Origin of the sequence: Nocardioides renjunii (assembly GCF_034661175.1) — a bacterium.
GTDB lineage: Bacteria > Actinomycetota > Actinomycetes > Propionibacteriales > Nocardioidaceae > Nocardioides > Nocardioides renjunii.
Map to the genome: position 1 here is coordinate 4,188,749 of NZ_CP141058.1, position 19,951 is coordinate 4,208,699.

Below are 19,951 nucleotides of genomic sequence, written 5' to 3' on the forward strand. Positions count from 1 at the left end.
CACCTGCTTCTCCGCCGGAGGAGGCCGATCGGATGCACCCGGCGGCTGGTTGCGCCGCTACTTCTTCCGCGACAGGAACGCGTTCATCGCCTCGCGCGCCTCGTCGCTGGCGAACAGCCGCGCGCTGGTGGTGGCCATCTCGTCGCCGAGCGCGTCGATGCGGGCCAGGAGGTCGCGGTTGAGGATGCGCTTGGACTCGCGCAGCCCCTGGGCGGCCCCGGTGGCGAGGCTCGCGCAGATCGCGGCGACCTCGTCGTCGAGGCGGTCGGCGGGCACCGCGCGGGTCACGAGGCCGTACGCCGCCGCCTCGGCGCCGCTGAACACCTCGCCGCCGAGCGTGGTGAGGGCGGCCGCGCGGGGGCTCATCCGGTGGTGGACGGTGAGGCTGATGATGGCGGCCGCCAGCCCCAGCTTGACCTCGGTGAGGGCGAAGGTCGCGTCCTCGGCGCTGACCGCGACGTCGGCGGCGGCGACGATGCCGATGCCGCCCGCCCGCACCGCGCCGAGGTTCTTGGTGACGACCGGCTTGTCGAGGGTGGCGATGAGTCGCTGGAGGTCGACGATGCGCCGGGCACCTACCTCCATGCCCTCGGTGGTCGCCTCGGCCAGGTCGGCGCCGGAGCAGAACACCCGGCCGGAGCTCTCGACGAGCACCACGCGGACGTCCCCGTCCTCCCCCGCCCGCTCGAGGTGGCCGACCAGCTCGGTGACCAGCCGGCGGCTCAGCGCGTTGCGGTTGGCGGGGCTGTCGAGGGTGATCGTGGCGACGGAGTCCGCGACGGCGTAGTGGACCAGCTCGTCGTGGACCGCCTCGTCCCGGGCCAGTGGGGTGCACGCATCGGTCATGGCCGTCATCCTGCCGCACCCCCCACCCCGCACCCCATCCGTCGAGGCTCCCGCTCCGAACACCGACCATGCAGACCCCTGAGCGGCAGTCCCGCTGGCACCTCCTGCGCCACGCGGCGTACGGCGTGCTCGCCACGGTCGTCGGCCTGGCCGCCGCGCACCTCGTCGCGGCGCTGACCGTGCCGGCCGCGTCGCCCGTCCTCGCCGTCGGCTCGACCGTCATCGACCTCACGCCGACCCCGCTGAAGGAGTGGGCGATCCGGCAGTTCGGCACCGCCGACAAGCTGATCCTCGTCGGCTCGGTCATCGTGGTCGTGCTGGTCCTCGCCGCCGTCGCGGGCGTCGTCGCCGCACGTCGCGAGACACCGGGTCTGCTCATCGTCGTGGGGCTGGCCGGCATCGCCGGCCTGCTCGCCGTCCTGCGCCCGGGTTCCGGGCCGCTGGACGTGGTTCCTGCCCTGGTCGCCGCGGTCGTGGCCGCCACGTCGTTGTGGTGGCTGCACCGCGTCGACGACCGGGGCAGCGTCGAACCGTCGCCACAGGGGGGCGACGGACCGACCCGGCGCGGGGTCGTGCTGGCGAGCGGCGGCCTCGCCGCAGCCGCAGTGACCATGGGGGCCCTCGGCCGCTGGGTGACGTCGTACCGCCTCGGCGGCACCGACGTCGCGCTGCCGGTCGCCACCGACCCCGCGTCGTCCTTCCCCGCCGGCCTGGAGGAGATGTACGACGGCATCACGCCGCTGCGCACCCCCACGGCCGACTTCTACCGGGTCGACACCCGGCTCAGCGTCCCGGCCGTCGACGTCGACTCCTGGACCCTCACCATCGACGGCGACGTCGAGCGCGAGGTCACCCTGACCTTCGACGACCTGACGAAGATGCGCACGGTCGAGCGCGACATCACGCTCACCTGCGTCTCCAACGAGGTCGGCGGGCCCTACGTCGGCGGCGCCCGCTGGCTGGGCGTGCCGCTGCGCGACATCCTCGACCGCGCCGGGATCGACGCCACGAAGGCCGACCAGATCCTGTCCACCGACGTCGACGGGATGACCATCTCGACGCCGCTCGACGTGGCCCTGGACGGTCGCGACGCCCTCATCGCCATCGGCATGAACGGCGGCCCGCTGCCGCGCACCAACGGCTTCCCGGCGCGCATGGTCGTGCCCGGCCTCTACGGCTTCGTCTCCGCCTGCAAGTGGATCACCCGGATGACGCTGACCACCTACGAGGCCGAGCAGGCCTACTGGACCGAGCGCGAGTGGGCCATCGACGCGCCGATCAAGATCTCGAGCCGGATCGACACCCCCAAGCCGCTCTCGAGCACCGCCGGCGGCAAGGTCATCGTGGGCGGCATCGCCTGGGCGCAGGGCGTCGGCATCGACAAGGTCGAGGTGCGCATCGACGGCGAGGCCTGGCGCCCGGCCCAGCTCGGCCCCCAGGTGACCGACGACTACTGGCGCCAGTGGTACCTCGAGTGGGACGCCGAGCCCGGCCGCCACCTCATCGCCTGCCGCGCCACCAACAAGGACGGCGACGTGCAGTCCGACGTGCGGATGACGCCGTTCCCGGAGGGCTCGAGCGGGGTCCAGGAGATCTCGGTGAGCATCACCTGATCGCTGGTCCGATCCCTGATCCGATCCCTGATCCGATCCCTGTGCCGCACTGCCGTCGGGCGGTGGGTGACGCAGGTCCTGAGCCTCCAGGACCTGCGTCACCCACCGCCCGACGTCGTTCCTCCGAGATTGGACAAACATTTCCTAGATCCGACCCATCCGGTCGTCCCACGGCCCCGAACACCTCCTGAAAGCGGGCCACGACGGCCCACCCCAGTGGCTTCCAATGAAAGGCAACGCCATGAACACCAAGCTCCGCACCCGCACCATGGGCATCGCCGCCCTCGCGCTGACCGCGTCCATGAGCCTGGCTGCCTGTGGCAGCGAGAGTGACTCCGACACCGCAGCCGACGAGCCCACCACCTCCGAGTCGACCTCCGAGGCCCCCGCCGAGGAGCCGATGGAGTCCGAGTCGGCCGAGCCCGCCGCCTCCGGCCCGTTCGGTCCCGGCTGCGCCGGCGTCCCCACCGAGGGTGAGGGTTCCGTCGAGGGCATGGCCGACGACCCGGTCGCGACCGCCGCCTCCAACAACCCGCTCCTCAAGACCCTGGTCGCCGCGGTGACCGAGGCCGACCTCGTCGACACGCTCAACTCGGCCGAGGCGCTCACCGTCTTCGCCCCGACCGACGACGCCTTCGCCAAGATCCCGAAGAAGGACCTCAACGCGCTCCTCGCCGACAAGGAGGCGCTGACCACGGTGCTCACCCACCACGTCGTCGCCGGCCAGCTGTCCCCCGAGGACGTCGCGGGCGAGCACGAGACCCTCGCGGGCGACATGATCACCGTCGAGGGCGAGGGTGAGGAGTTCACCGCCGAGGGCGCAGCCGTCGTCTGCGGCAACGTCTCCACCGCCAACGCCACCGTGTACGTCATCGACTCGGTGATGATGCCGCAGATGTGATTCGTCCCCGGACGAACACTGCAAGGATGCTGACGTGGACCACGTGAGGCCCGTACCGGACGGGGCGCCCCAGGGCGTCCCGTCCGGGGGCGAACCAGCCCGGCTGTCCGACCTGCTCCAGCGGTCGGCGCTCGGGGACGAGGCGGCCTTCGCCGCCTTCTACGACGCGACGTCCGCACGGGCGTACGGCCTGGCCCTGCGCGTGGTGCGCAACCCGGCCCACGCCGAGGAGGTCGCCCAGGAGGCCTACCTCGACGCCTGGCGCTCCAGCACCCGGTTCGACCCCGCCCGCGGCAGCGCCGCCGGCTGGCTCCTGACCATCGTCCACCGCAAGGCCGTCGACCGGGTCCGCTCGGTCGAGTCGGCCACCACCCGCGACGAGACCTGGAACCGTGAGACCGAGCCGGTCGACCACGACCAGACCGCCGAGTCGGCGCACGCCTCCCTGGAGGCCGCGCGCGTACGCAGCGCCGTCGCCACCCTGACCGACGTGCAACGCCAGGCGGTCGAGCTCACCTACTTCGGCGGCTACACGCACACTGAGGTCGCCACCCTGCTCGACGTCCCGTTGGGCACAGCGAAGACACGAATACGCGACGGACTCATCCGCCTGCGAGACCTGATGGGAGTTGGCTCATGAGCGACATGCACAAGCTCACGGGCGCCTACGCCGTCGACGCCGTCGACGACCTCGAGCGTGCCCGCTTCGAGCAGCACCTGTCGGAGTGCGAGGACTGCCGCGCCGAGGTCAGGGAGCTCCGCGAGACCGCCGCGCTGCTGGCCGAGACCACGGCCGTCGCCGCCCCCGTCTCCCTGCGCGAGTCCGTGCTCTCCGGCATCTCGCAGGTCCGCCCGCTCCCGCCGGTCGTCCCGGCCACCGCCACGACGTCCGTGCGGCGCCGCCTCCCTCTTCTCGTGGCTGCCGCCCTGGTCCTGATCGCCGGACTCGGCGCTGTGGTGTGGCAGCCGTGGTCCGACGAGGTCCCGCAGCTGACCGCTGCCGAGCAGGTGCTGCAGGCCGAGGACGCCGAGAAGGTGTTCCTCGACCTCGGTGAGGCCGGCCGCGCGACGGTCGTCCGGTCCAAGGCCGAGGACCGCGCCGTCATCACGACCGAGGACATGGTGCCCGCGCCGGACGGCAAGGACTACGAGCTGTGGTTCATGTCGCCGGACGAGGAGTTCGTCCCGGCGGGGCTCATGCCCGACGACCCGGACCAGACCGTGGTGCTCGAGGGCTCGGCGGCCGACGCCGTCGCCGTCGGCATCACCGTCGAGCCCGACGGCGGGTCCGACGAGCCCAGCTCGGCGCCCATCGCCCTCTTCGAGCTCGCCTGACACGCACCGCCCACGCACGATCCCAGCGTCCGGTCCAGCCGCCGGTCACCCGCCCGGCGGGTGACCGGCGGCTGAACTTTCGACGTGTCGGAGGCGCGAAGACGTGCCCCGCACCCCCGTCCCGGGTAACAATCTCGGGTGCCCGGTCCCGATCCGCTCGACGACGCCGTGGAGCGGATGCTCTCCGGCGACGAGGCGGCGTTCCGGTTGGTCTACCGCGACGTGCAGCCGCGGCTGCTGCGCTACCTCACCGTCCTGGTGGGCGTGGGCGACGCGGAGGACGTCGCCAGCGAGGCCTGGGCCCAGGCGTTCCGCGACCTCGACCGCTTCAGCGGCGACGCCGACGGCTTCCGCGGCTGGGTCACCACGATCGGGCGCAACCGGGCCATGGACCACGTCCGTCACCGCAACCGGCGCCCGGTCAGCCACCAGCCGGCCGACGAGCTCGTCGACCTCCCCGACCCGGTCGACGTCGAGGTCGACAGCCTCGGCCGCGTGCAGTCTGAGGCGGCGATCCGGCTGATCGGCAGCCTCCCGCGTGACCAGGCGGAGGCCATCATGCTGCGTACGGTCCTGGGGTTCGACGCCCCGACCGCGGCCCGCATCCTCGGCAAGCGCCCCGGCGCGGTCCGGGCGGCGGCGCACCGTGGTCTCAAGCAGCTGGCCAAGAGACTGTCCGAGGAGCCGTAACACCTGTGACCGCCACGACGCTGAGAGGAGTGAGATGACCGAACCGGCCCCCCGTCTGTCGCGACGCGACGCCGAGCGCCTGCTCGACGAGCCGGCGTCGCACGACAGCGCCCTGGGCGCGACGCTCTCCTCGGCCGCCGCGCCCGCGCAGGCCGCCGAGCTGCGGGGCGAGGACGCCGTGGTGGCGCAGTTCCACTCCGCCCGGCTGTCCCCGCCACCGGCGTCCCGCTCCGGGTTCGTGTCGCCGAAGCGACTCGGCAGCCGCGCGGCCGCTCAGGCGCTCGTCGCCACGGCGGCCGTGGTCGCGCTCGCCTCGGGCGGCTTCGCGCTCTCCGGCTCGATCGACCTGCCCTCGCTGCCCAGCCAGATCGGCGGCGACAGCTCGCAGTCCACGTCCGAGTCCGTCTCCGAGCCGGGCTCCGGCAGCGACGCGCCGACCTCTGGCGACGGATCGGGCGACGGGTCCGGTGACGACACCGGAACGACCGACGGGACGGATGGCACCGACGGCACCGGCGGCACCGATCCCGGTGACGGCACGACCACCGACGGCGGCACGGGCGGCTCCTCGGAGTCCCCGACCGAGGGCGGGAGCACCCCGGGTGGGTCCAGCCCTACCCAGACGCCCGGCCAGTCCCCCAGCCAGAGCCCGTCACAGTCGCCGTCGCAGACGCCCAGCCAGAGCCCGTCGCAGTCCCCGTCCCAGTCGCAGTCCCAGTCGCCCAGCCAGTCGCCGTCCCAGTCGCCGTCCCAGACGCCCAGCCAGACGCCGTCGCAGAGCCCGACGCAGACCCCGAACCCCAACCTCCGTGCCCTGTGCCGGGCCTACCAGGCCTCGCAGGGAGGCAGCGGTGCCTCCCTCGACAGCGCGTCCTTCCAGGTGCTGGTGCAGGCGGCCGGCGGGCGCGAGCAGGTCGCGGCGTTCTGCGTCGCGCTGATCGGCGCGCCGACCATCACCCCCTCGACCACCAGCCCGACCACGGGCCCCGCCACCCCCCTCGCGACGCCCACCGCCAGTCCGACGCTCACCCCGACCGCCAGCCCCACCCAGCCCGGCAACGGGAACGGGAACGGGAACGGGAACGGGAACGGCAACGGGAACGGCAACGGCAACGGCAACGGCAACGGCAACGGGAACGGGAACGGCAACGGCAACGGCAACGGCAACGGCAACGGCAACGGAGGGGACCTTGCACCCATGACGTCCGGTTCCTGAACCGGAGCGGCCGCGTTCCGCGGACCTGCATCCGTCGTACCCGTGCCTCGAGCTCCCGCCGCTGCACGGATCCCCGCACGACGAGGTCCCCAACGCACTGCAGCGGCACGGCCCAACCCCCGGGTCGTGCCGCTGCTCTTGTCAGCGCCACCGACTAGGTTCGTGCCCATGGCCCCGCGGCAGCCCTCCCCCCAGGAGGACACCAACCGGCGGATGCTCCGCGCCCGCGACGAGATGGACCGCCGCTACGCCGAGCCGCTCGACGTGCCGACGCTGGCCGCCATCGCCCACCTCTCCGCCTCGCAGTTCGGGCGGGTGTTCAAGGAGGTCTACGGCGAGACGCCGCACCGCTACCTGCAGCGGCGTCGCGTCGAGCGCGCGATGACCCTGCTGCGGCAGACCGACCGGCCCGTCACCGACGTCGCCTGGGACGTCGGCTTCGCGAGCCTCGGCACGTTCAGCCGCACGTTCAGCAACATCGTGGGCTGCTCACCGACCGAGTTCCGCGCCCGTCACGCCCCGGTCGCGGTGCCGTCCTGCTTCATCGCGGCGTGGACGCGGCCCCGCGGAGGGTCGAGCAGCGCCTCGGTCACACCGCCGACGACAGCGGTTTCGGAGAAGCACGACCACCTCGTGGCTGACTAGCGTCCTCGTCATGACCACCAACCACATCACCAGCCTCCACATCCGCAGCGTGCCCGTGCTCGACCAGGACGAGGCGCTCGACTTCTACACGACCCACCTCGGCTTCGAGGTGCGCGACGACATCGACCTCGGCTTCATGCGCTGGCTCACCGTCGGCGTCCCCGGGCAGGACACGTCCCTGCTCCTCGAGCTCGTCGGCGGACCCCAGCACGACGAGTCCACCGCCACGCAGGTGCGCGAGCTCGTCACCAAGGGCGCGCTCGGCGGGCTCTTCCTGCACAGCAGCGACGTGCACGCGACGTACGCCTCGCTCCGCGACGCCGGCGTGGAGGTCACCCAGGAGCCGGTCGAGCAGCCCTACGGCACCGACTTCGGGATCCGCGACCCCTTCGGCAACCACGTCCGCATCAGCCAGCCCAACGGCGCCGGCACCACCGAGGTCCAGGAGACCTACGACGCGGCGGGCACGCAGTGAGCTATCCGCCGCCGATCTACCACGGCGACTCCGGCGAGGTCTCCGCCCACGTGGTGCGGGCGGCGGTCGAGCCGGCCGTCGTCTACCCCAACGGCAACAAGGTGTTCTACCTCGCCAGGGGCACCGAGACCACGGGGACGTTCGGCCTCTACCGCTGGGAGTTCGCCGGGCCCGAGAGCGGTCCCGGCGCCCACTTCCACCGCACGATCACCGAGTCGTTCTACGTCCTCGAGGGGACCGTCTCGATCTACGACGGCACGGACTGGGTGAAGACCCACGCGGGCGACTTCGCCCACGTGCCCGCCGGGGGCATCCACGGCTTCCGCAACGAGGACGGCGCGGCGAAGATGCTGCTCCACTTCGCGCCGGGCGCCCCGCGGGAGGCCTACTTCGAGGGACTGGCCGCGGGGATCGGCGACTTCGACGAGGACGCCTACGATCGGTTCATGCGCGAGCACGACAACACCTGGCTCTGACGAGCCGCTGGTGAGCCGCTGATGGACGCCGTCACCGCCGCCTTCGCCGCGACCCCGCGGCGGGACTTCCTCCCGCCCGGGGCGCGGGCGCAGGAGGCGTACGACGGTCCGCTGCGGATCGCGGCCGGTCAGACCAACTCCCAGCCGGCCACCGTCGAGGCGATGCTGCGGCTGCTCGACGTCCGCGCCGGGCAGCGGGTCCTCGACGTCGGGTCGGGGTCGGGCTGGACCACCGCCCTGCTGGCCCACCTGGTCGGACCCGCGGGATCCGTGCTCGGCGTCGAGCTCGAGCCCGAGCTGGTCGCCTTCGGCGCCACCAACCTCGCGCGGTCCGACCGCCCGTGGGCCTCGATCCGGGCGGCTGCCCCGGGGGTGCTCGGCGATCCCGACGGGGCGCCGTACGACCGGGTGCTGGTCTCCGCGGAGCCGGACGAGCTGCCGGAGGCGCTCGTCGACCAGCTCGGCGACGACGGCGTGCTCGTCATCCCCGTCGCGGGCACGATGCTGCGGGTCGCCAACCCCGGGCGGGCCGTGACCGAGCACGGGCGCTACCGCTTCGTGCCGCTGCGCTGAGGAACGCTGCCCTCCTCCCGGGCGGCTCGCCTGCTGAGGCGGACGGGCAGGCCCGCGACCACCTCGAGCGGACCGCGGCGCCGCAGCAGCCGGAAGGCGGCCCCGAAGGCAAGCAGGACGACGACGTGGGAGAGGTAGGCCGACGGCTCCTCGGGCGGCCACACGCCCGGCGTACGCATCACGACGTGCAGCGAGTAGAGCGTGAGCGTCATCGCGCCCGCGCCGAAGACGACCGCGAGCACCACGGTCGCGACGCGCGGCAGCAGCTGTTCGAGGAGCAGGCAGCAGGAGATGACGAGGAGCGCGCTGCCGATGGTCTGGGCGAGGTCGAACGGCGTCGCCGAGTGCGGCGCGACGACGAGCAGCCAGCTCCAGTCGCCGTCGGCGGGCGTGGTGCCGAACATCCCGGTGGCCTTCTCCGACGCCACTGCCGGGTCGACGAGCGATCGCGACACCTGGGTGGCGAGCACCGCGGTCCCGAGGCCGCTGAGGGCCAGCCCGCCGAGCAACGACGTGTCGCGCAGGTCGGCCCGGCCCAGCGCCAGCCCGACGAGCAGGTAGGCGAGCCACGGCACGACCGGGTAGTAGCCCGTGAGGAGCAGCTCCGAGGCCAGCTGACCCGGGTCGGCCAGCTGGTCGAACGTCGGGCTCTCGAAGCCGCGAGGCGGGAGGTGCGGGCGGACGAGGTGCGAGAGCACGGGCGCGAGCGCCACCCACCCGACGGCGAGCGCCGTGAGCGCCCGGGCGCCGAGCAGCGTGAACGGCAGGCCCAGCACGAAGAGCGCGCCGTAGTAGGTCAGGATCACCGCGATGCCGCTGTCGAGGCCGCCGAGGAACAGCCCGAGCAGTGCGATGAGCAGCGCCCTGCCGGCGATGCCCGCGGACCGCAGCGCAAGCGGGCGACCGCGCAGCGGCTCGCGGGTCATCAGGGCCAGGCTCACCCCGGCCAGCACCGCGAAGAGCGCCGAGGCCCGGCCACCGGCCAGCCACTGGCCGGTGGTGAGCCCGCCGGCGGGGGTGCGCGCATCCATGACGTGGGTGGCGACCATGCCGAGCAGCGCCACGCACCGGGCGACGTCCAGCCCGACGAGGCGGGCTCGCGGCGTCCCGGTCATGGCCCCATCCTGCCGGGCCGGGCCTCAGCCGCCGGGCCTCAGCCGCCGGTCCTCAGCCGCCGGGGCGGGCGACCTGCTCGGCGAGCGTGGCGGGCGCCTGGATGCAGTAGGAGTCGGTGAGCAGCTCGGCCAGCTCGTCCCAGTCGGTGTCGTCGTCGAGGAGCATGCCGATCGAGTTGCCGCCCCAGCCGGAGCGGAAGTAGGGCTCACCCATGTGCTCGAAGGCGGCCACCTCGTCGGGCTCGCCGCGGAAGGTGATCCGGAAGAGCTGGTCCTCGCCACCGAAGACGTGGGCGACCGTCGCGCTCCCGACGCGCCACCGGGTGCCGGTCCATGCCGGCTCCTGGCGGCACCGGGGCAGCGCGCCCAGGACCGCGTCGATCCGCAGCACCCACTCCTCGGGCACGAGGGGACGGTCGGCGAGGGCCACGGCACCCAGCCTGCCACCGGGGACCGACACCGCGCGCCTGGAACCCTCAGTAGGACTTCGGCAGCCCCAGGCTGTGCATCGCGACGAAGTTGAGGATCATCTCCCGGCTCACCGGGGCGATCCGCCCGGCGCGGGCGGCCACGAGCATGCCGGCCATGCCGTACTCCTGCGTGATCCCGTTGCCGCCGTGGGTCTGCACGGCCGCGTCGACCGCGTGGACGGCGGCCTCCGCGGCGGCGTACTTCGCCATGTTGGCGGCCTCTCCGGCCGCGAGGTCGTCGCCGGCGTCGACGAGCGCGGACGCCTTCTGCGTCATCAGGCGGGCGAGCTCGTTCTCCACGTGGGCCGTGGCGAGCGGGTGGGCGATGGCCTGGTGGGCGCCGATGGGCACCTGGAAGACGATGCGCTCGCGGGCGTACGCCGACGCCTTCTCCAGCGCGTGCCGGGCGAGGCCGGTCGAGAACGAGGCCGCCATGATCCGCTCGGGGTTGAGGCCGGCGAAGAGCTGGACCAGCCCGCCGTCCTCGTCGCCGACGAGCGCGTCGGCCGGCAGCCGGACGTCGTCGATGAACACCTGGAACTGCTTCTCCGGGCTGACGATCTCCATCGCGATGGCGGTGAAGTCGAGGCCCGCCGCGTCGGTCGGGACCACGAACAGGCACGGCTTGAGCCTGCCGGTCCGCGCGTCCTCGGCGCGGGCGACCACGAGGACGTGGGCGGCCTCGTCGACGCCGGAGATGTAGACCTTCTGCCCGCGGAGCACCCAGCCGTCGCCGTCGCGGCGCGCGGTGGTGGTGATGTTGTGGGAGTTGGTCCCGGCGTCGGGCTCGGTGATCGCGAACGCCATCGTCGCGGTGCCGTCGCAGATGCCGGGCAGCCACCGCTGCTTCTGCTCCTCGGTGCCGTAGCGGGCGATGACCGTCCCGCAGATCGCCGGGCTGACGACCATCATCAGCAGCGGGCAGCCCTGCGCGGCGAGCTCCTCGCACACGGCGGCCACGTCGCCGATGCCGCCGCCCCCGCCGCCGTACTCCTCGGGGAGGTTGACGCCGAGGTAGCCCGCGCGGGCGATGTCGAGCCACAGCTCGGTGGTCTTCTCGCCCGAGCGGGCGCGCTCGACGAACCACTCGCGGCCGTAGCCGGCCGCCATCTTGGCGACCTGGCGGCGCAGCTCCTGGCGCTCCTCGGACTCGGTGAACGTGCTCATGGGCTCTCCTCGGGTTCTCCGGTGGCGACGACTGCCAGGACCTCCCCGGACGCGACCTGCGCCCCGGGCTCGACGTTGACCTCGGCGACCGTGCCGTCGTGCGGCGCGGTCACGGTGTGCTGCATCTTCATCGCCTCGAGGACCAGGACGACGTCGCCGGCGGCGACCGCGTCCCCGGGCTCGACGGCCACCGTGACGACGGTGCCGGGCATCGGTGCGAGCAGGGAGCCGCTCGCCACCGCGTCGGCCGGGTCGGTGAAGCGGGGGAGCAGGCGCAGGCTCTGCCGCACCATCGAGTCGTCGTCGAGGTGCACCTCGCCCGTCACCGGGTCGATGTGCACGTCGATGGACTGACGGAAGCCGCCCCGCTCGACCACCACACGTCGCGGGGTCGCCTCGATCACGTGGAGGTCCTCCTCGCCCGCACTCCGGAAGCCGTCCCGATCGCCGTACCACTCGGCCACGACCGGTTCGTCGCGCCCGCTGACCAGGAAGGTGGTGCGGTGCGGCTGCGAGACGACGTTGCGCCAGCCGGTCGGCACGCCACGCTGCACGGTGCGCTGCTCGGTGTCCCGGGCGGCGAGCGCGATCGCGGCCACGAACGGAGCGAAGTCCGGGTCGCCAGCCGGGGCGAGGTCCGCGAACTCCTTGGCCAGCCGGTGTTCGAGCGTCGAGGTCGTCATCGTGCCCGCGAGGGTGTCGCGGTCGCCGAGAGCGGCGATGAGGAGGTCCCGGTTGGTGGCGATGCCGTGCAGCCGGGCACGCCTCAACGCGCCCCTGAGCGAGCGCAGGGCCGACCCGCGGTCGGGACCCCAGCTGATCACCTTCGCGAGCATCGCGTCGTAGTGCGTACCCACGACGTCGCCCGAGGCGTAGCCCGCGTCGACCCGGATGCCGTGGCGGGCCAGGAGGTCGAAGGACGTGTCGGCAGGGACGTCGAAGCGCGCGAGCCGCCCCGCCGTCGGCTGCCAGTCGGCTGCGGGGTCCTCGGCGTAGAGGCGTACCTCGACGGCGTGGCCGCTGGGCGCGGGTGCGCCGTCGGGGAGCAGCTCGGCCAGGGTCCGACCCTCCGCCACGCCGATCTGGAGGGCCACCAGGTCCAGACCGATGACGCACTCGGTCACCGGGTGCTCGACCTGGAGCCGGGTGTTCATCTCCAGGAACCAGAAGCGCCCGGTGGCAGGGTCATACAGGAACTCGACGGTCCCGGCGCCGGCGTAGCCGACGGCCCGGCCCGCCTCCACCGCGGCCTGGTGCATCCCCGCGCGGACCTCGTCGGACAATCCTGGGGCCGGCGCCTCCTCCATCACCTTCTGGTGGCGGCGCTGGAGCGAGCAGTCGCGGTCACCGAGCGCGACGCCGGAGCCGTAGGTGTCGAACAGCACCTGCACCTCGACGTGGCGTCCGGACTCGACGTAGGGCTCGACGAAGACGGTGCCGTCGCCGAAGGCGCTGCGTGCCTCCGCCTCCGCCGCAGCCACCTCGGACCCCAGGTCGTCGAGCCGCCGGACGACCCGCATCCCGCGCCCCCCGCCGCCGGCGCTGGCCTTGACCAGGAGCGGGAGGTCGGACTCGGTGGGCTCGGCGGGCGCCTCGAGGGTCGGCACACCGGCGGCGCGCATGAGCTCCTTGGAGCGGACCTTGGATCCCATCGCCTCGATGGCCTCAGGAGGCGGACCGATCCAGACGAGCTGACCGTCGAGCACGGCGCGTGCGAAGTCGGCACTCTCCGACAGGAAGCCGTAGCCGGGGTGCACCGCCTGGCCTCCGCTGGCGCGCACGAGCCGGACGATGCGCTCGCCCTGCAGGTACGTCTCGCTCGGGATGCTGCCCGGGAGGCGGGCGGCGTAGTCGGCGTCCGCCACGAACGGGAGGTCGGCGTCGGCGTCGGAGAAGACCGCCATCGTCTCGATGCCCAGGCGGCGGCACGTGGCGAAGACGCGGCTGGCGATCTCACCGCGGTTGGCGACGGCGACCAGCTGGATGGGAGTCGTCACGGCCTGAACACCCCGTATCCGCCGGCACCGGTCCACGTCGTGTTGCTGATGACTGACAGGCAGATGGCGAGCACGGTGCGGGTGTCGCGGGGGTCGATGACGCCGTCGTCGTAGAGCATCCCCGACAGCGCGTAGGGCAGCGACTGCTCCTCGACCATCTGCTCGACCATCGCACGCATGCCGGCGTCGCCGCCCTCGTCGTACGCCTGTCCCTTGGCCTCGGCGGCGGCGCGGGCGACGATCGACAGCACCCCCGCGAGCTGCGCGGGGCCCATCACGGCGGACTTCGCGCTCGGCCAGGTGAACAGGAAGCGCGGGTCGAAGGCGCGGCCGTTCATGCCGTAGTTGCCGGCGCCGTAGGACGCCCCCATGACCACGCTGAGGTGGGGGACGGTGCTGTTGGAGACGGCGTTGAGCATCTGGGCGCCGTGCTTGATGATCCCGCCCTGCTCGTAGTCCTTGCCGACCATGTAGCCGGTGGTGTTGTGCAGGAACAGCAGCGGCGTGTCCGACTGGTTGGCGAGCTGGATGAACTGCGTCGCCTTCTGCGCCTCCTCGGAGAACAGCACGCCCTGGGCGTTGGCCAGGATGCCGATCGGGTGGCCGTGGAGCTGCGCCCAGCCGGTGACCAGCGAGGTGCCGTAGAGCGGCTTGAACTCGTCGAAGGGCCGGCCGTTGTGCTCACTCGCGCCGTCGACGACGCGCACGATCACCTCGCGGGGGTCGAACGGCTCCTTGAGGTCGGCGGGGATGAGGTCGAGGAGGCCCTCGGGGTCGGCGTCGGGGTCGGCGAAGGCTCTGGAGTCCCCGGATATCCGGGGACCGCCGTGCTTCGAGGTGGAGATCTCGGCCTCGAAGTACGGAACTCGGGTGCGAAGCTCCGGCCTGCGCCGGTTGAGCCGCGCCACGATCCGCCGCCCGATGCGGAGGGCGTCGTGCTCGTCCTCGGCGAGGTAGTCGGCCAGGCCGGACACCCGGGCGTGCATCTCGGCGCCGCCGAGCGACTCGTCGTCGGACTCCTCGCCGGTGGCCATCCTCACCAGCGGCGGGCCACCGAGGAACACCTTGGCGCCGCCGCGCACGAACACCGTGTAGTCGCTCATCCCGGGGACGTACGCCCCGCCGGCGGTCGAGTTGCCGAAGACCAGCGCGATCGTGGGCTGCTTGCGCGCCGAGGACCGGGTCAGGTCGCGGAACAGCCGGCCGCCGGGGATGAAGATCTCCTTCTGCGTCGGCAGGTCGGCGCCGCCGGACTCGACGAGGGAGATCGTCGGGAGGTTGTTCTCCTCGGCGATCTGGGAGGCGCGGAAGATCTTCTTCACCGTCCACGGGTTGCTCGCGCCGCCCTTGACGGTCGGGTCGTTGGCGCTGATCAGGCACTCCACGCCCTCGACCACGCCGATGCCGGTGACGACCGACGCCCCGACGGTGAAGTCGGAGCCCCAGCCGGCCAGCGGGGAGAGCTCGAGGAACGCCGACCCCGGGTCGACGAGCAGCTCGATCCGCTCGCGGGCGGTGAGCTTGCCGCGCGCGTGGTGGCGCTCGACGTACTTCTGCCCGCCGCCGGCCACCGCGACCGCGTGCTGCGCCTCGAGGTCGGCCAGCTTGTCGAGCATCGCAACCGCGTTCGGTGATCGAGTAGCCGCCGAGGAACGAGGTGGCGTATCGAGATTCACTCCACCACCGCCTTCATCCGCTCCAGCGTGGTGCGCATCCCGCGCCGGTTCGTACGCCGCCGCAGCGGTCCGAGGACGAGCCAGTAGAGCCGCGTGGGCAGGTTGGGGTCGAGGCGGAAGTACTCCGTGACGAGGGTGCCGCCGTCCTGGGGCTCGAGCCGGTAGCCCCAGTTGTTGACGGTGATCGCGTCGGTGCCGACGGAGAACTCGAAGACCCGCTCCGGCTCGCAGGCGGTGACCCGGCAGCCGGACCAGTAGGTCGGGCCGACGCCGTTGCGCTTCACGTGGCCCTTGAAGTACGCCCCCACCTCGGGGCCGGTGGAGCCGCGGGTCCACCGCGCCTCGAACGTCTCCGGACTGAACTCGCCGATCCGGGTCACGTCGCTGACGAGGTCCCAGACCTCGGCGGGCGGGGCGTCCATCCACACCGAGACCTCGTCCCCCAGGGACGGCAGCTTGACCATCGAGCTTCCTCTCATGACGCGTAGCCCATCAGCTTGGCCGTCAGGTCGCGCAGCACCTCGTCGGCGCCGCCCCCGATCGGCAGGATCCGGGCGTCGCGGAAGTGCCGCTCCACCTCGGTGCCGTGCATGTAGCCGGTGCCGCCGAAGAGCTGCACGGCCCGGTCGCAGACGAAGGCCGCGCAGTCCACGGCGGTCTGCTTGGCCAGGCAGGCCTCGGCGACCACGAAGTCGCCGGCTACGTGCCGGGCGGCCACGTCGCGCGTGTAGGTGCGGGCCACCTCGACGTGGCGGCGCATCTCGACGAGCGTGTGCTGCACCGACTGGTTCGCGAGCAGGGGCCGGCCGAACGTCGAGCGCTCGCGGCAGTACGCCGCCGCGAGGTCGAGCGAGCGCGCCGCGATGCCGTAGCCGTGCACGGCGAGGGCGATCCGCTCCACGACGAACTGGTCGGCGACCTGCGCGAAGCCCGAGCCCTCCGCCCCGACGAGGTTGGCCACCGGCACCCGGCAGTCGACGAAGGACAGCTCGGCGGTGTCGGAGCAGTGCCAGCCCATCTTGCGCAGCGACCGGTCGACGCTGAAGCCGGGCGTGCCCTTCTCCACCACCAGCAGGGAGATGCCGCCGTGGCCGGGTGCGCCCGTGCGGACGGCCGTCGTCACGAAGTCGGCCCGGACGCCGGAGGTGATGAACGTCTTGGCGCCGGCGACGACGTAGTGGTCGCCGTCGCGCACGGCCGTGGTCCGGAGACGCGCGACGTCCGACCCGCCGCCGGGCTCGGTGATCGCGAGCGAGCCGACCGCCTCGCCGGCCAGCGTGGGGCGCACGAAGCGGTCGACGAGGTCGGCGTCGCCGCTGGCGGCGAGGTGCGGCAGGGCGATGCCGGCGGTGAAGAGGGCGGCCATCAGGCCGCTGGAGGCGCCGGCGTCGAACATCGCCTCCTGCATCGCGACGGAGTCGAGGAGGTCGCCGCCGCTGCCGCCGACCCCCTCGGCGAAGCCCACCCCGATCAGTCCGAGGTCGCCCGCGGTGCGGTGCAGCGAGCGCGGGACCTCGCCGGCGTCCTCCCAGTCCTGCAGGTGCGGCACGACCTCGCGGCGGACGAACCCGGCCGCGGTGGCGCGCAGCGCGTCTCGCTCGGTGGTCACAGCAACGAGTCCTCGATCGAGACGACCCGCGAGCGCAGCCACTCGCCGAGGCCCTTGGCCTGAGGGTCGAAGCGCGTGGAGGCGGCGACGCCCTCGCCGAGCAGGCCGTGGACCACGACGTTGACCGCGCCGAGGCGGGGCAGCAGCCACACGTCGACGTCGAGGTCGGCCGCCTCGGGCAGCAGCATCGGGATCCCCCGCGGCGACATCATCTTGAACAGCCACTGCACGCGGGCGTCGTACGTCGCGGGGTCGACGCCGTCGTGGGCGACCCACAGCCCGATGTTGGCGTCGCCGCCCTTGTCGCCGGAGCGGGCGTGGACGAAGGTGCCCAGCGGCAGGCGGCGGGTGAGCACGTCGGGGCGGGCCGGGTACGGCGACGGGCGGGCGCCGGGTGCCTCCGCCGGCGCGACCACGCGGTCCGGACCGGCGACGACCTCGCGTCGGCCGCCGGCGTGGACGACCGTGTGGGTGACGTGGGCGCGGTCGACGAAGGCGGCGCGGTAGACGCCGTAGGGGGTCGCAGGTGCGGGCGGGCCGGTCATGGTGAACCCGGGGTAGGACCCGAGCGCGAGCTCGACGACCGCGGAGGTGAACGCGCGGCCGACGGGGTCGGGCGAGGCGTCCTTGACCGTGCAGCGCAGCAGGGCGGAGGCGGCCTCCTCGGTGTCGGCGTCGGGCGGCGGTTGCGTGACGTCGGACCACACCACCTCGGTCGCGCATAGCCGCGGCGCGAGCTGCTCGCGCACCCACTGCGCCTTCGCCCCGACGTCGAGCCCGGTGAGCACCAGCTCGACGCTGTTGCGCCACCCGCCGAGCTCGTTGACGCAGACCTTGAGCTGCTCGGGGGGCGCCTCGCCGACCGCGCCGGAGATCCGCACCCGGTCCTCGCCCGCCTGCTCGAGACGCACGGCGTCGAGCTGCACGGTCACGTCGGGACCGAGGTAGCGCGTCGACTGGATCTCGTAGACCAACTGGGCGGTGACGGTGTCGAGGGTGACCGCGCCGCCGGTGCCCGGGTGCTTGGTGATGGTGCTCGAGCCGTCGGCGGCGACCTCAGCGACCGGGAACCCCAGAGGGCGGTCGCGGTGGGGCAGGTCGAGGAAGCCGCTGAAGTTGCCGCCCGTCGCCTGCGTGCCGCACTCGATGACGTGGCCGGCCACGACGGCGCCGGCCAGCTCGTCGTACGACGTCGCGCTCCAGCCGTGGTGGGCGACGGCCGGGCCGACGACGAGCGAGGCGTCGGTGACACGTCCGGTGACGACGACGTCGGCGCCCGCCGACAGCGCGGCTGCGATGCCGAAGCCGCCGAGGTAGGCGTTGGCGGTGAGCGCGTGGTCGAGGCCCAGGCCGACGGCCATGTGACGGACGTCGTCGCCCTCGACGTGGGCGACCTGCGGGTCGAGCCCGAGGCCGGCCGCGACCTCGCGGACCTTGTCGGCGAGACCGGCCGGGTTGAGGCCACCGGCGTTGGCGACGATCCGCACCCCTCGCTCGAGCGCGAGCCCCAGGCAGTCCTCGAGCTGGCGGACGAAGGTGCGGGCGTAGCCGAGCGCGGGGTCCTTGAGCTGGTCCTTGCCGAGGATCAGCATGGTGAGCTCGGCGAGGTAGTCGCCGGTGAGGACGTCGAGCTCGCCTCCCTCGAGCATCTCGCGCATCGCGCTGAGCCGGTCGCCGTAGAAGCCGGAGCAGTTGCCGATCCGGATCGGTGCGGTCATCGCGGCGGCCTGCCCGCGCCCGGCCGGCCCGCGAAGGCCTGCGCGATGTCGAGCCAGCGGTCGACGTCGGGTCCCGTGGCGACGAGGTCGGTGTCGGCGCGGTGCACGCGCTGGGTGACCAGCCGGCAGAAGTCGCCGGCGCTGCCGGTGAGGGTCTGGGCGGCGTCCTCCGGGCCCCACGACCAGACGTCCTCGGAGGGGGCGACCAGGTCGATGCGGAACTCCTCCGCGGGCGCGTCCGTGCCGTGCACCGCGAAGGCGAAGTCGCGCGTGCGGACGCCGAGGTGCGCGACGTGGCGGATCCGGTCGGTGTCGCGGACGGGCGCGCCGAGGGCCTCGTGGACGTCGAGGCTGTGCGCCCAGGTCTCCATCAGCCGCGCGGTCGCCATCGAGGTCGCCGACATGGGCGGGCCGAACCACGGCATCCGCTCGCCCGCGGGGTACGCCGTCAGCGCGGCGCGCAGGCCGGCCCGGGAGCGGCGCCAGCGGGCGAGCAGGTCGGGCTCGGACGCGGCGATGGCCAGCGCCTCCCGGTCGACGAAGCCCTCGGGGTCGGCCATGGCCGCGAGGACCGCTCCGTCCCACGCCTCCTTGTCGGTGGCCGCCTTCAGCGCGACCTCGTCGGTCCAGGCGAGGTGCGCCACCTGCGCGGCGACGTCCCAGCCCGGCGCCGGGGTCGGGGTGCGCCAGCCGTCGTCGTCCAGCCCGGCGACGAGCTGCTCGAGCCGGTCGCCCTCCTCGGCGAGGTCGGCGAGCACCTGGGCGAGGACCTTCGGGGGCGTCACGGCGCCAGTTCCTTGTCGAGCACGTCGGCCCACTCGCGCAGGATCCGGCGGCGCCGGGCCGAGTCGTCGGAGATGGTGGAGGCCAGGCCGAGGCCGCGGACCAGGTCGAGGGTCGCCTGGACGAGCTCGCGCACACCGGGCCGGGACTCGTCGGCACCGAGCGCGGCGACGGTCATCCGGTGCGCCTCCCGGCCGACGCGCTGCTCGAGCGGCCGCAGCGCGGCGAGCAGGGCCTCGTCGGTGCGGGCGGCGACCCAGAGCTCCAGCGCCGCGGCGAAGACCGGGGACGAGAAGTGGTCGCCGAGCACCTCGACCACGGCGCGAGTGCGCCGCCCTCCGGCCGGGAGCTGGGCCACCGCCTCCGCGAGCTCGGCCCCGCGGCGCTCGGTGAGGTGCTCGACGGCGGCGACGACGAGGTCGTTCTTGGTCGGGAAGTGGTGCAGCTGCGCTCCCCGGCTGACGCCGGCACGCTCGGAGACGAGGGTGGTCGTGGTCCCGGCGAAGCCGCGCTCCGCCAGCAGCTCGACGGTCGCCTCGAGGAGCCGGGCCCGCATGGCCCGGGTGCGATCGGCCTGCGGCACCCGCGACGGAGCCTGAGGATCGGCATGCACGGAGGACACGGCGCCAGCCTGCCCTCGTACAAA

Annotated in this window: 21 protein-coding genes; 10 read left to right on the plus strand and 11 right to left on the minus strand. The window is 73.3% G+C overall.

The genetic code is table 11. The annotated features are described in order from the left end of the window. Positions 1–57: 57 nt before the first annotated feature. Positions 58–846 carry an enoyl-CoA hydratase-related protein gene (locus SHK17_RS20065; protein WP_322920510.1) on the minus strand — a complete coding sequence of 263 codons (789 nt, stop codon included), beginning with the start codon at positions 844–846 and terminating at the stop codon, positions 58–60. A 68-nt stretch (positions 847–914) separates the two neighbouring features. Between SHK17_RS20065 and SHK17_RS20070 the strand changes: the two genes are divergently transcribed. From SHK17_RS20070 to SHK17_RS20115, 10 genes are all read left to right on the plus strand, one after another. Further along, positions 915–2,459: a molybdopterin-dependent oxidoreductase gene (locus SHK17_RS20070; protein WP_322920511.1), complete on the plus strand. Its 1,545-nt coding sequence runs from the start codon at positions 915–917 to the stop codon at positions 2,457–2,459. Positions 2,460–2,700: 241 nt separating this feature from the next. Next, positions 2,701–3,360 carry a fasciclin domain-containing protein gene (locus SHK17_RS20075; RefSeq protein WP_322423514.1) on the plus strand — a complete coding sequence of 220 codons (660 nt, stop codon included), beginning with the start codon at positions 2,701–2,703 and terminating at the stop codon, positions 3,358–3,360. Between the two features lie 34 nt (positions 3,361–3,394). Then, complete coding sequence (sigK, locus tag SHK17_RS20080; RefSeq protein ID WP_172267771.1) at positions 3,395–4,000, plus strand: ECF RNA polymerase sigma factor SigK; 606 nt, start codon at positions 3,395–3,397, stop codon at positions 3,998–4,000. Further along, entirely contained in the window at positions 3,997–4,695 is a 699-nt protein-coding gene (locus SHK17_RS20085; protein ID WP_172267774.1) for an anti-sigma factor, read from the plus strand. The genes sigK and SHK17_RS20085 overlap by 4 nt, the downstream gene beginning before the upstream one ends. A 138-nt stretch (positions 4,696–4,833) precedes the next feature. Next, complete coding sequence (locus SHK17_RS20090; protein WP_216652060.1) at positions 4,834–5,385, plus strand: RNA polymerase sigma factor; 552 nt, start codon at positions 4,834–4,836, stop codon at positions 5,383–5,385. Positions 5,386–5,419: 34 nt separating this feature from the next. Continuing rightward, the gene (locus SHK17_RS20095; RefSeq protein WP_322920512.1) at positions 5,420–6,601 is read left to right on the plus strand and encodes a hypothetical protein; all 1,182 of its coding nucleotides are present in this window, start codon (positions 5,420–5,422) and stop codon (positions 6,599–6,601) included. 168 nt (positions 6,602–6,769) lie between these two features. Continuing rightward, positions 6,770–7,246, plus strand: coding sequence for an AraC family transcriptional regulator (locus SHK17_RS20100; protein WP_322920513.1), 477 nt, complete (start codon positions 6,770–6,772; stop codon positions 7,244–7,246). Positions 7,247–7,256: 10 nt separating this feature from the next. Next, positions 7,257–7,721 (plus strand): VOC family protein, encoded by a 465-nt coding sequence (locus SHK17_RS20105; RefSeq protein WP_172267780.1) that lies wholly within the window; start codon positions 7,257–7,259, stop codon positions 7,719–7,721. Continuing rightward, positions 7,718–8,197: a cupin domain-containing protein gene (locus SHK17_RS20110; RefSeq protein ID WP_322423516.1), complete on the plus strand. Its 480-nt coding sequence runs from the start codon at positions 7,718–7,720 to the stop codon at positions 8,195–8,197. The genes SHK17_RS20105 and SHK17_RS20110 overlap by 4 nt, the downstream gene beginning before the upstream one ends. Positions 8,198–8,218: 21 nt before the next feature. Continuing rightward, positions 8,219–8,770, plus strand: coding sequence for a protein-L-isoaspartate O-methyltransferase family protein (locus tag SHK17_RS20115; RefSeq protein WP_322920514.1), 552 nt, complete (start codon positions 8,219–8,221; stop codon positions 8,768–8,770). Here SHK17_RS20115 and SHK17_RS20120 read toward each other — a convergent pair. Genes SHK17_RS20120 through SHK17_RS20165 form a run of 10 tightly spaced genes read right to left on the minus strand, consistent with a single transcriptional unit; the run spans position 8,746 to position 19,927 of the window. Further along, on the minus strand, positions 8,746–9,885 hold the full coding sequence (locus SHK17_RS20120) for a heparan-alpha-glucosaminide N-acetyltransferase domain-containing protein (protein WP_322920515.1): 1,140 nt from the start codon (positions 9,883–9,885) through the stop codon (positions 8,746–8,748). The two genes, SHK17_RS20115 and SHK17_RS20120, sit on opposite strands and share 25 nt — an antisense overlap. A gap of 52 nt (positions 9,886–9,937) precedes the next feature. After that, on the minus strand, positions 9,938–10,315 hold the full coding sequence (locus SHK17_RS20125; RefSeq protein WP_322920516.1) for an MmcQ/YjbR family DNA-binding protein: 378 nt from the start codon (positions 10,313–10,315) through the stop codon (positions 9,938–9,940). 46 nt (positions 10,316–10,361) lie between these two features. Beyond that, the gene (locus tag SHK17_RS20130) at positions 10,362–11,522 is read right to left on the minus strand and encodes an acyl-CoA dehydrogenase family protein (RefSeq protein ID WP_322920517.1); all 1,161 of its coding nucleotides are present in this window, start codon (positions 11,520–11,522) and stop codon (positions 10,362–10,364) included. After that, complete coding sequence (locus SHK17_RS20135; RefSeq protein ID WP_322920518.1) at positions 11,519–13,519, minus strand: acetyl/propionyl/methylcrotonyl-CoA carboxylase subunit alpha; 2,001 nt, start codon at positions 13,517–13,519, stop codon at positions 11,519–11,521. Before SHK17_RS20135 ends, SHK17_RS20130 begins: the two co-directional genes overlap by 4 nt. After that, positions 13,516–15,135: an acyl-CoA carboxylase subunit beta gene (locus SHK17_RS20140; RefSeq protein WP_322920519.1), complete on the minus strand. Its 1,620-nt coding sequence runs from the start codon at positions 15,133–15,135 to the stop codon at positions 13,516–13,518. Before SHK17_RS20140 ends, SHK17_RS20135 begins: the two co-directional genes overlap by 4 nt. A 56-nt stretch (positions 15,136–15,191) precedes the next feature. Then, positions 15,192–15,659: an SRPBCC family protein gene (locus SHK17_RS20145; RefSeq protein ID WP_172267798.1), complete on the minus strand. Its 468-nt coding sequence runs from the start codon at positions 15,657–15,659 to the stop codon at positions 15,192–15,194. Positions 15,660–15,670: 11 nt separating this feature from the next. Beyond that, positions 15,671–16,804 (minus strand): acyl-CoA dehydrogenase family protein, encoded by a 1,134-nt coding sequence (locus SHK17_RS20150; protein ID WP_322920520.1) that lies wholly within the window; start codon positions 16,802–16,804, stop codon positions 15,671–15,673. After that, a complete protein-coding gene (locus SHK17_RS20155) occupies positions 16,801–18,522 on the minus strand; it encodes an acyclic terpene utilization AtuA family protein (protein WP_322920521.1) in 1,722 nt (573 codons plus the stop codon). The genes SHK17_RS20150 and SHK17_RS20155 overlap by 4 nt, the downstream gene beginning before the upstream one ends. Then, a complete protein-coding gene (locus SHK17_RS20160) occupies positions 18,519–19,307 on the minus strand; it encodes a TIGR03084 family metal-binding protein (RefSeq protein ID WP_322920522.1) in 789 nt (262 codons plus the stop codon). The genes SHK17_RS20155 and SHK17_RS20160 overlap by 4 nt, the downstream gene beginning before the upstream one ends. Further along, the gene (locus tag SHK17_RS20165) at positions 19,304–19,927 is read right to left on the minus strand and encodes a TetR/AcrR family transcriptional regulator (RefSeq protein ID WP_322920523.1); all 624 of its coding nucleotides are present in this window, start codon (positions 19,925–19,927) and stop codon (positions 19,304–19,306) included. Before SHK17_RS20165 ends, SHK17_RS20160 begins: the two co-directional genes overlap by 4 nt. Positions 19,928–19,951: the final 24 nt, after the last annotated feature.